1 protein-coding gene is annotated in these 289 nt (G+C 61.6%); it reads left to right on the top strand.

Going from position 1 to position 289, the window contains the following annotated elements; genetic code table 11:
• Positions 1-289: imelysin family protein (locus EOD29_RS31260; protein ID WP_281059240.1), on the top strand; the 289-nt coding region annotated here is incomplete at both ends.

The following is a 289-nucleotide window of genomic DNA, read 5'->3' as shown; positions in this document are numbered from 1 at the left end:
CTGGAATATGTGCTATACGGCAACGGCTCGGAGGACCTCGTCAAGCAGAAGGGCGGCTTCCGCTGCCTTTACGGCGCAGCGGTCGCCGGCAATATCCAGCGTGAGGCCGGCGAAGTCGTCGCTGCCTGGGAAAAACCCGATGGCGTGCAGGCGAGCTGGAAACATCCGGGCCCGCAGAGCAATGATTTCATGGACAACAAGGAAGCCGTGACCGCACTGCTCGGCATTCTCGTCCACGGTGCGGAGAATGTCCGCGATCAGCGGCTGGAGCAGTTCTACAAGGGCAAGG

The organism is Mesorhizobium sp. M1A.T.Ca.IN.004.03.1.1 (genome assembly GCF_003997555.1).
In the GTDB taxonomy this organism is placed as follows: domain Bacteria; phylum Pseudomonadota; class Alphaproteobacteria; order Rhizobiales; family Rhizobiaceae; genus Mesorhizobium.
Note: the sequence above shows the minus strand (reverse complement) of the source record. Positions and strands in the feature narration are given on the sequence as shown.